This window comes from Kitasatospora sp. NPDC057223, from assembly GCF_042669755.1.
GTDB lineage: Bacteria > Actinomycetota > Actinomycetes > Streptomycetales > Streptomycetaceae > Kitasatospora.
Window position 1 is genome coordinate 3,702 of record NZ_JBHUWW010000177.1, and the last position, 10,540, is coordinate 14,241.

Consider the following 10,540-nt stretch of genomic DNA (forward strand, 5'->3'; position numbering starts at 1 on the left):
TCGCGGAAGACGGTGGCGGCCCGGGTGTGGGCGTCGATGGCCTCCTCGAACCTGCGCACCGCCTGCAGCGCGAGGCCGAGGTCGTTCAGCGCCCGGCCCTCGCCGTGACGGTCGCCGAGGTCGCGGCAGATGGCCAGGGCGGTGGTGCTGACGGTGATCCAGTCGTCGAAGTAGCGCCGCCGGTCGAGGAACTCGGCGAGGTCGGACGCGAGATGGATGCTGGTCTCGGGGTGGCCGAGGGTGTGGGCCGTGGTGGTGGCGGCGATCAGGTTGAGGTGTTCGGCGTCCAGCCAGGCCAGGGCGTGGTCGCGGTCGGGGAAGCGGGGGGAGCGGGTTCCGGGCAGAGTGGACAGGTGGGTGTCGGCGGCTTCGGTGGTGGCCCGGTAGAAGTCGAGGAGGGCGGTCAGGGCGGCCTCACGCCGGTCGGTGTCGGCGTGGGTGCGTCCGTGTTCGTCGGCATACAGGCGTACCAGGTCGTGCATGCGCCATCGGCCCCAGGTCTCGGCCGGTCCGGGCGGGATGACGAGGTGGGCGCGGGCCAGGTCCTGCAGGAGTTCCTCGGTCTGCCAGTGGTCGGTGCCGGCCAGGTGGGTGGCGGCCTCGGTGGAGGTGTCCGGGCCGGGGTTGAGGGGCAGCAGCCGGAACAGGCGGGCGTGCGGGCCGTCCAGGCGTTGGTAGGACAGGTCGAACGCGGCGCGTACGGCGCGGTCCTTTCGACGGAGCCGGTCCAGGCGGGTGTGCGCGGTTTCCAGGGCCTGGGCGAGGGAGGCCAGGGGGCGGGCTGGGCTGTCGGCGAGGATGGCCGCGGTGATCCGCAGGGCCAGTGGCAGGCCCGCGCACAGGCGGGCGATCGCCTCGGCGTGTTCGGGCTCGTCCTTCACCCGGGTGTCGTCCGTGCCCCGGGCCCGGTGCAGGTGCCCGTTCAGCAGGTCCACGGAGGCCTGCGGGTCCAGGGGGCCGAGGTCGTGCAGGCGTGCGTCCAGGTCGAGGGTGTCGCGGGAGGTGACCAGGGTGGCAGTGGTGTTGTCGGTGGGCAGCAGCGGGCGGGCCTGGTCCTCGGTGGAGGCGTTGTCAATGACGACCAGGATCCGGCGTCCCCGCTCGGCGAAGGCCGCCAGCACGGTGCGGTAGAGGCGGGAGCGGTCCTGCAGGTCGGCGGGGATGTCTTCGGCGGGCATGCCCAGGGCACGCAGGAACCCGTCCAGGGCCTGCTCGGGCGGTACGAGGCGTTCGGGGTCGTAGCCGAACAGGTCGACGAACAGCACGCCGCCGGGGAACCAGCCCGGCTCGCGCAACGCCCGTGCCGCGGCCTGCACGACCAGTTCGGTCTTCCCGACGCCAGCCAGCCCCGCGACCGCCGTCACCAGGACCGCCCGCTCGCCATGATGCACGGGGGACAGGGCGGAGATCAGGTCCTTCACCTGGTCCTCGCGGCCGGTGAAGGTAACGGAGCCGGGCGGCAGGCCGGACAGGGCCGGGGTGACCTCGGGCGGCAGCACCACGGTGATGTTCCGGCCCTGGATCACCGTGTTCAGGAAGACCCCGTCGTTGATCCGGTTCGACACCGGCCCGTCCGGCCCCGGCGGGAGGTCGGTCACGGCGGTCAGCCCTGCGAGGTCGCCGGGCCGGGGGCCGGTTCGGCGGGAGGTGCCGGGGGCGTGGCGGGGAAGGAGGTGCCGGAGAAGTCCCGGCCCTGCTGCACCGGGGCGTGGAAGGTGCCCCCGCTGATGGTGTTGGCCACACCGCCGTCGCCCGTGCGCACGAGTTTGGCCTGATCGTGCCACTGCTGCAGGCCGGTGCGGAACTCCGGGTCCAGCGCCGCCCGCACCGCCAGGGCGGTGCCGAGCGCGTGCACGTTCTCCGGGGCGGTGGACCGCTCCAGCGCGACCAGTTCTGCCTCTCCCGAGGACACCGCCGGCATGCCGTCCGAACGTTGGAACGGACGGCGCACCAGCGCGCCCAGCGAGGCAAAGGCCTGCTTGCCCGCTTCACCGCCGGCCCCACCGGCCAGCGCCGCCAGCAGGACCAGAGAAATCGGCTCCACCACACACCATCCCTGTCGTCGTATCGCCCATCCCGGACCATCACACGCTACGAGCAACCCCACCCGCAGGAGGGAAAACCGGACAACATCCCGCCACCGACTTCCGTATGGGACATTCCGTGGGTTCGGACCCGTCTTCGGCCCTTGCCCGGCGCGTGTTGGTCGGTTGTCCTGCGATCCCCTGCACGCGCCGACCGAGATGGATCATGATGGTTCTTCGCGAATCCTGAAGAACCATCATGATCGAACTGGCCTGTCTGCCGCCGTTATCGGAGTTGACCTGGGCAACAAGGCAACTGCGGACGGCGGAACCCACGGGATATCCCACAGAGGCCCATCGACGACGCGACCTCCGCCGCATAGGCGGATGCCTCCTCCGCCATGCTGAAGCGCATCGGGAGGAAGATCAGCGCGCCGCAGGGGTGACGGCGATCAGCCGCCGTGGAGCCCCCACTCGTCGAGGCCGCCGTACACGTGGGCTTCAAGGCATCGTGGAGCGTCCAGGCCGACGGCCTCGCCTCGGTAGAGGGCGATGAGCGAGTCCTTGCCCCGCCACCACGTGTCCGTCACACCCTGTACTTCAGGCACCTGCTCGAAGCCGGCGAGGTTCAATGACTCGACGGCCTTCCCCTTGATCCTTGTCACGGTCTTGGCGCAGCGACCGGCATGGGCGGCGAGCGCCAAGGACTCCACCCATCCGTCCGTGCTGGCATGCAGCGGTGTCCAGTGGTAGGCATCGATCCCGAATGCGCCGCCGGAGCCAATCATGAATCCGTAGGCCATGGACACCCGGCAGCTTCCCGCCGGAAACAACCAGCCCTCAGCGGCCGATCCCTCGGGACGGTCGGAGCCCAGGATGCGCGGACCGCCCTCGTAAAACGGGGCAGGCGGCAGCACAAGACCGCCCCAACGGTCCTGGAAGGCCGCGGCCCGGTCGATCTCCACTGCTGGGACCCCGTGCTCGATCCACGTCTCTCGGTGCTGCCCGAGGCCCTGCCGAGGGACACGAACGCCCTCCACCTCGACGAACCTTCTGGCCCGGTCTGTCAGGCCGGCAGGCGCGACCGGGATGGGCGATACGGGAGTGACGGCTGTCATGGTGCCGGAGTCTAGTGGCGGGATCCGGTCGCGCTTTGGGTGTCAGTCGTCGCGACCAGGTGACCAGTCACAGCTGAGCACCGGGCGGGGCCGAAGTCGCAACCAGGCTGCTCCACTCGGTTGCTACGACGCTCCGTCACAGCGACCGGCCTTGGTCCGCTACGGCCCCGATTCTGCCAGTGTGACGATAATGCGGCGCATGTGCGAGTAATAATGTTGCGCTTGAAGCGATGTTCTGTGCTATCTTTCTCGTATGGAGGTATGTGATGTCTGAGATTTTCGCGGCGGTCGATGCGCTGCTGGCCAAGGCCAGGGACGGCGGGGACCTGCCGGAGCCCGCCGAGCGGGAGCGGTTGCGCAAGGCGGCGGGTCTGACCCAGGTCGAGGTGGCCGCCGCCCTGGACACCCGGCGGGAGACGTTCGCGAAGTGGGAGAACGGGGCCGCGCAGCCGCGGGCGCCGAAGCGCGGCGCGTACGCCTTCCTGCTCGCGGGTCTGGCCGACATCCACGGCACGCGGGGCGCTGACGGCTGGCTCACCCTGGCCCGCCAGGCCCGCCCCCTCGACGCCAGCAGCACCGAGACCACGGAAGGGGAGTGAGAGCCTGATGGACCGCCGGACGTACACCGCCGAGCTCGCCGGCCTGCGCGAGCTGCGCACCGAGATCGGCCAGGCCGAGAAGCAGGTCGCGGCCGCGCAGAAGGAGCTGGACAAGCTCACCGCCCAGCGCGCCCGCAGGGTTGCCGGGCTCGCGGGGTACGAGGGCGCGCAGGCGCCGGCCGTCGCGAAGGCCTCAGGGCTGACGCTGGCGGACGTGGTGCGGATCGCCCCGCTGCTGGACCCGACCCCGGCCGCTGTCCGCAGCGCCAAGGCCGAGGAGCAGGCCGTCGTTGCGTCCGTCCAGGCGCCGGCTCCGACGGCCGTGGCCGTGGCGCAGCCGGTCGGCGCGGTTGCCCCGGCACTGACCCGCCCTGTCCCCGTCGTCGGGCAGTCGGCCCCGGCCGCCGAGGCACCGGACGAGGCCCGGAGCCAGGCTGCCGACGACGTCGTGGGACAACTCCCGGCTTCGGTCGCTGTGCCGCAGCGCCCGACGGGGGAGTCCGGGCCGCGTGAGCTGCCGACCCTCCCGGACGGCCCAGAGGGCGTCCGCTTCGAGGCGGTGACCTCCGGTCTGGTGTCCAAGCGTCCGAACTTCGTCCAGCAGGCCCGCGCCACGGTGTTCCTGGACGTGGCGGCCGGTGTCCTGGCGGTCCGCGACCAGGTCGTGCTGGTCGACCTCGGTCCCCGCACGCCGGGGGAGATCCTGGACGCGGTCCTGGCGACCGCGCCGGGCACCGAGCGCATCTACATCACCGCCGGCGCCCCCTGGCACGACGGCGCCGAGCGGTACTCCACGCTGAAGGACGCGGTCGCCGCCTGGCTCAACACCCCCTCCGAGCGGTGGACGACCGCCGTCGGGGCGGGCCGGGACAGGCTCGCCGGGCACTTCGTCCACCAGCGCCAGCCCGTCGGCCGCTACGCCCCCACCACCGCGCCCGACTCCGGGATGGTGGAGATCCGTTCGATCGGGGAGTGGTTCGACGCGGACGGCGCCGACGCGGCGACGTGCCGCCAGGCGTTCACGCTGCTGTGGCAGGCGCTGCGCCGGCACTGGGACGACGTGGTGCTGATGGGCTCCCCGTCGCAGACCGGCCGGGACCTGTGGACCCGGACCATCCCCACCAAGGGGAAGTGGGCCGGGGGCTATCCGGTGCTGTCGGAGGAGCTGCGCGGTCTGCTGCACGCGACCGGCGGGCAGGGCCGCACCGAGCTGATCCTGCCGCCGCGCGTGCCGGAGCAGCTGCCGGCGCTGGTGGAGTACGACCGTACGTTCGCCTACGCCAAGCACCTGTGGAAGTCCCCGGTCGGCACCCCGGTCCGGGTCACCGCGGCCTCGTTCGCGGCCATGACGGAGGCGGAGCAGGCGAAGGCGTTGATGTCCTGCTCGCACTGGAACGTGCGCGTCACCGTCCCGGCCGGCTGGAACCACGTCGGCCTGCTGCCCGCTCCGGTGACCGGTGACCGCGCCTGGGTCTACCCCTCCGAGCCGGGCACCACGTTCACGACCTGGGCCGGGGGAGCGGAGGTGCACCTCGCGCTGTCCAATCACCTGATGCCGTGGAAGGTGGAGGTCCTGGGCGGCCTGGTCTTCGAGGACGGCAAGCCGCTGGACGACTGGGGCAGGAAGCTGAAGGCCGCCTGGGCGGACCTGACCAACCTCTCCCGCATCCACGCGGATGAGCGGCAGCGGCAGGCGGCCTACCTCGCCTCCCGCGCGGTCCGCTCGGTGCTGCTGTTCGGCCTGGGCGGCTTCGCGCAGCGCCCCCGCCTCGTCTCCGGCACCACCCCGTTGGGGGAGGCGCTGCCGGAGGGGGTGGAGATCCTCGGCCAGGACGACCAGGTCATCACCTGGCAGCGGCAGGCCGGGTTCTCCCGCGACCCCAACGCGCACCCCGAGTGGGCCGCCTACGTCTGGTCGGGGGCGAGGGCCGCGCTGCTGGACATGAAGTACCGCGACGGCAAGGAGATCACCGGGTACGCCGGGGCCCTGCACGCGAAGCCCGGCACGGTCGTGTACTTCGGCACGGACGGCATCGCGCTGACCGAGCGCCAGCCCTGGCCCTACCGGGGCGAGCCCGGCGACTACCTCCTCAAGGGCCACCTCACCGGGCCCGTCCCGCACCCCACCAGCCAGGAGCAGTACCTGACGCTGCGCGGCCAGGGCCGCGCCGAACTCGCCGCGAAGGGAGCTGAGCAGAGTTGAGCCCCGCCGACCCCCGGAACCCCAACGAGGCCGCGAGGCTCACCCAGGAGCTCATCGACCAGGGCTACACCAAGCGCCAGGTCGCCAGGATGCTCGGCCGCGACGCCTCCCTCGTCAGCCAGTTCTTCACCAAGGGCAAGGGCGCCAGCATGGTCAACGCCCTGCGCCAGATGGTCCGGGCGGTGCGCGGCGGCGAGCGCGACGAAGAGGCCCTGTCCGCCGTCGCGGAGGCGAACACCACCCGACGCCGCACGAAGACCGGCCAGAAGGCGCGGGTGCGGGGCAAGGACACCATCGGCACCCCGGGCGGCAGCATGGCCGGCCGCGCGGGCAAACAGGCCATCAGGTCCGGTGCCGCCCACCTCGCCCCGGTCGTCCACGAGACCGGGCAGGCCGACGGCAAGCTCGCCTTCACCGTGCGGATGAAGGCCGACCAGTACGTCCACTCGGCCGGCTCGGAGAAGGACTCCGGCGGGGTGCGCCGCGGCTTCATCCCCCGCGCCGACGGCACGGAGGAGCGCACCTACGGCTCCAGCAGCAGCGGCGGGTTCGACGCCGCCGAGTGGTCCCAGCGCGTCGCCGACCACCACGGCGACGTCACCGAGGCCATGAAGGAGTGGCTGGTGGAGACCGGCCGCGCCGTCCAGGACGCCGACATCCAGTACCTCGAAGTACGCGGCTGGATCCCCGGGGGGCGGTAGGGCGGTTGCACTGCTCTTGCTCGGCCTCGGTGACGACCTCCACTCCGACGGTCTGGTGGCCGTGCAACCAGGCCAGCCGCAGTGGCCAGAACGAGGTCGACGGTGGCCTGTGCAACGTTGAGAGCGCCTGCTGCCCAGACTGCCGGGTGGTGTGATGAGGCATGTGGGGTGGGTAGGTCCGGGGCAGGGGTGGCCCAAGGGTTGGGCCCAAGAGCTGTGAACGGGGTGGGTGGGCCATGGCGCCGATCGTGCTGGTGCACGGGATCTTCAACCACGTCCGCGACGCGTCACCGGAACAGGCCGCGGCACGCCGCGTGGCTGATTGCCGGCCGCGGCTGGCCGAGAGCCTGCGCCAACTGTCGGTCGAGGTGCCGGAGACGGTGATGGCTTACTACGCGGACTTGCTGCGCCCGGATCTTTCGGAGCAGGTCCAGTCCGGCGGGGACGACACGAGTTTCGACAGCCTCGGGCCGCAGGAGCGTGCGGCGGCAGCCGAATGGCTGGCCTCCGCCGGCGTCGTTCCTCCCGCTGATTCCCAGAACGTTGCACTGGCACCGCTGCGACAGATGCTCGGTTGGCTGGTCGACCAGCGAGGCGGCGGCCTGTCGGGCACGGTGCGGGAGCAGACGATGCGCCGCCTGGAGCGGGTGATCGTGGCGAACCTGCGCGAGGTGGAGGCCTACACCACCTGGCCCCGGCGGCGGAACCTGGTGCGCGAGCGGATCGCCGGGGTGATCCGGCGGGAGGCCCCGGCGGTGGTGATCGCACACTCGCTGGGCTCCTACGTGGCCTACGAGACCCTGCACGCCCATACCGATCTGCAGGTGGAGCTGTTGGTGACGGTCGGCTCGCCGCTGCGGGTCCCGTCGCTGGCCCGCCGCCTGGACCCGGCGCTGCGCTCGGGGCGGGGAGCCCGGCCGGCCGGGGTGCAGCGGTGGGTGAACATTGCGGACGTCGGCGACGTGGTGGCCGTGCCGTCCAAGCTCGCCGAGGTGTTCCCGGTCGATGCGGACGAGACCTGCGACAACGGCCTGGGTTTCCACGGATTCGGCGGATATCTCGCCAACGGCCTGCTGGCGGCGGCTGTCGCACCGTACATTTCCTGACAGTCGATCAGACGAGGGCGGGCCTCGCGTGTTCCGCTCCGGCACGCGCGAGGAGCCACGGAGTATCTGCTCCGGTCCGTTCCGGGAACGGCATGAGGCGCCATGCCGTTCCCGGAACCAGGAGCTCCGCGGCCCGCTCCGGGGAGGGCCGCGATGGCGGCCTTCGCACTGGTCGGAGCGGATAGGGCCCCGCGTCGACGCGGGATGCGACAGGGGGGTTCGATGGTCAGGGCGTTGGTGGCGGGGGTCGGGGATTTTCCCGAGCCGTACCTGAGTGAGGACGACCACGCTGACGGCGCTGCCGTGTTCGAGCCGCTGCCCACCGTCCGGGCAGCGGTGCGGGAACTGGCCGTCGCGATGGACCGCACCGGCGCCACCGGTGGGGACCCGCTGCTGGACTGCACCAAGGCCGAGTTCACCCGTGCCTGGGACGACCTGCGCAAGCACGCCGGCCTGGGTGAGCCGCTCGTCGTGCACTTCGCCGGCCACGGCACCCAGCCCACCGATGGCGGCGCACTGTATCTTGCCGCCGCCGGCGGCGAACCGCGCGACGACCTCCTGGACGACACCTGCCTCAGCGTCGAGACCCTCCTGCGCACCGCCAGGAACAGCGGGCGGCAGGTGCTGTTCCTGCTGGATGTGTGCGGGGCGGGGCAGGCCGTCGTCCAGCAGCAGCTCACCGACCTGGTCACCCGCCAGTCGCAGGACGGCCAGCGCAACGTGTGGATCATCGGCGCCTGCACCGCCGACGCCATCACCTACGGGGCGCGTTTCACCACCGCGACCACCGAGGTCCTGCACCACCTGGCCGACGGCGACCTCGACATCAGCCCGGACCAGGAGTTCGTCCCGGTGGCGACCCTCGCCCGGGCCATCGACCGCCACCTCGCGGCCACCGACCGCTCCGCGCAGCGGCCGGGCCAGAGCCTCGTGCACACCCCCCACGCGCACGCCGACCCCCAACCCCAGCCGTTCTTCGGCAACCCCGCCCACCGCGCGGACCTCCACACCGGCCTGGTGTCCGGCATGAACCCGCGGCTGCGCGAGTTCGCCCTCGCCTGTTCACCCGGCCTGGACCCGCTGCACTTCGCCACCCGGGCTGCGGGCCAGCCCACCGCCACCGACATCCTCTTCTCCGGCCGCACCTCACAACTGCGGCGGATCCAGGCATGGACCGATGAAACCGGCCGACAGGCGAGTCGGCTGCTGGTGGTCACCGGCGGCCCGGGCAGCGGCAAGTCCGCACTCCTCGGCGTCGCCACCTGCCTGCTCCACCCCGAACTCAAAGGGTTCGGGACGCGCGTGGCCAGCTTCGTCCGGGGCTTCCGCCCCCGCCAGCCCGGCATCGTGCTGGCTGTTCACGCCCGCCAGCTCACCCTGCAGCAGATCACTGACTCCCTGCATCACCAGCTTCGCCGGCAGCACAAAACCGAACCCGCCCCCGGCGGCCCCCGCTCGTCGGCAGGGTTCAGCGCCCTTGAGCATGTAGCCACCGCAGACCTGGTCCGGGAGCTGCAGGAATCCCACGACATCGTGGTGATCCTGGACGCCCTCGACGAGGCTGACAACCCGGCCGCCGTCCTCGACGAACTCCTCCTGCCGCTCGCCGCGACCACCCCCGACAACGGCACAGCGGGCTGTCGCGTTCTGGCCGGCACCAGACCGTGGTGGGACACCCTGCCCGCCCTGCACGGGCACCTGGCCGAACACCCGGACGCGCTCCTGAACCTCGATCCCGCCACCGAGGACGACCACCGCACCCTCGCCGACGACCTCGACACCTACCTGAGCAAAGTTCTCCCTCTCCACTCGTCTCAGGAGACCCGCGACATCGCCGAGCGGCTCGCCACCTACAGCGATCATGGGGCCTTCCTTGTCGCCTACCTCTACGCCGACCACCTCAACGCCACCCCAGTCCAGCCCACCCTGGCCCCACCCCCGTGCAGCGTTACCGAGGTCTTCGACCTCCACCTCGACGCCCTCACCGCCACCGAGCCCTGGATCAGGCCCGTCCTCACCGTCCTCGGCCACGCCCGTGGCCAGGGCATGCCCCTCGACCTCATCCACGCCACCGCCCTCGCCCACCAACCACCCTCTCCCGGCCGGCCAACCCCCCAGCTCGCCGACACCCGCCGTGCCCTCACCAAGGCCGCGTTCTACCTGCGCACCACCCCTGACACCGACCACCGCCTGCTTTACCGCTACTTCCACCAAGCCCTCGTCGACCACACCCGGGACCGCGCCGACCCCGCAACCCTCCACCACGCCCTGATCGGCACCGCCCCGACCACGGCGGCGGAGACCCCCGACTGGCAACACGCCCACCCCTACCTGCTCCGCCACGCCGCCGACCACGCCGTGGCCGCGGGCGACCAGGCCTTCGACGAGCTCCTCGCAGACCCCGGGTTCCTGGTTCATGCCGACCCCGACCACCTCGTCCCCCATCTGCACCGGGCCCACAGTGAGCAGGCCCGCCTGAGCGCGCACATATACCGCACCACCGCCGCGCACGACCCGCGTCGCCACCAGTTCGAAGCCCGCCGGGATCTCCTCGCCCTCGACGCCGCCGGCTGGCAACAACCCGATCTCGCCCGCGCCGTTGTCCGTACGCCGTCCGCCATCCCCACCACCCCGCCGACTCCGCGCTGGGCCACCCGGCGCACCCACCCCGCCCGCCTGCACACCTTGACAGGCCACGCGGGGGGCGTGACCGCGGTGGTGGTGGTTGACGGGCCGGACGGCCCGCTTGCCATCACCACCAGCCGGGACTGGACCGCCATCGTCTGGGA

The 10,540-nt window shown here is 71.9% G+C and carries 8 protein-coding genes; 5 read left to right on the forward strand and 3 right to left on the reverse strand.

Features of this window, described 5'->3' with window-relative positions:
• The 3 genes from ACFUK0_RS36435 to ACFUK0_RS36445 form a co-directional block, all read right to left on the reverse strand.
• Positions 1-1,598 (reverse strand): AAA family ATPase (locus tag ACFUK0_RS36435; protein ID WP_380257653.1); only part of this gene is annotated, 1,598 nt, incomplete at its 3' end.
• A 5-nt stretch (positions 1,599-1,603) separates the two neighbouring features.
• The gene (locus ACFUK0_RS36440) at positions 1,604-2,044 is read right to left on the reverse strand and encodes a hypothetical protein (RefSeq protein WP_380257655.1); all 441 of its coding nucleotides are present in this window, start codon (positions 2,042-2,044) and stop codon (positions 1,604-1,606) included.
• Positions 2,045-2,476: 432 nt separating this feature from the next.
• Complete coding sequence (locus ACFUK0_RS36445; RefSeq protein ID WP_380257657.1) at positions 2,477-3,142, reverse strand: hypothetical protein; 666 nt, start codon at positions 3,140-3,142, stop codon at positions 2,477-2,479.
• A 266-nt stretch (positions 3,143-3,408) separates the two neighbouring features.
• Here ACFUK0_RS36445 and ACFUK0_RS36450 point away from each other — a divergent pair, with 266 nt between their 5' ends.
• The 5 genes from ACFUK0_RS36450 to ACFUK0_RS36470 all read left to right on the forward strand — a co-directional run.
• Complete coding sequence (locus ACFUK0_RS36450; RefSeq protein WP_380257659.1) at positions 3,409-3,741, forward strand: helix-turn-helix domain-containing protein; 333 nt, start codon at positions 3,409-3,411, stop codon at positions 3,739-3,741.
• Positions 3,742-3,748: 7 nt separating this feature from the next.
• Positions 3,749-5,944 carry a hypothetical protein gene (locus ACFUK0_RS36455; protein ID WP_380257661.1) on the forward strand — a complete coding sequence of 732 codons (2,196 nt, stop codon included), beginning with the start codon at positions 3,749-3,751 and terminating at the stop codon, positions 5,942-5,944.
• Positions 5,941-6,645: a helix-turn-helix domain containing protein gene (locus tag ACFUK0_RS36460; protein WP_380257663.1), complete on the forward strand. Its 705-nt coding sequence runs from the start codon at positions 5,941-5,943 to the stop codon at positions 6,643-6,645. Before ACFUK0_RS36455 ends, ACFUK0_RS36460 begins: the two co-directional genes overlap by 4 nt.
• A 236-nt stretch (positions 6,646-6,881) precedes the next feature.
• Positions 6,882-7,751, forward strand: coding sequence for a hypothetical protein (locus ACFUK0_RS36465; protein ID WP_380257665.1), 870 nt, complete (start codon positions 6,882-6,884; stop codon positions 7,749-7,751).
• Between the two features lie 222 nt (positions 7,752-7,973).
• Positions 7,974-10,540: AAA family ATPase (locus tag ACFUK0_RS36470; RefSeq protein ID WP_380257667.1), on the forward strand; the 2,567-nt coding region annotated here is incomplete at its 3' end.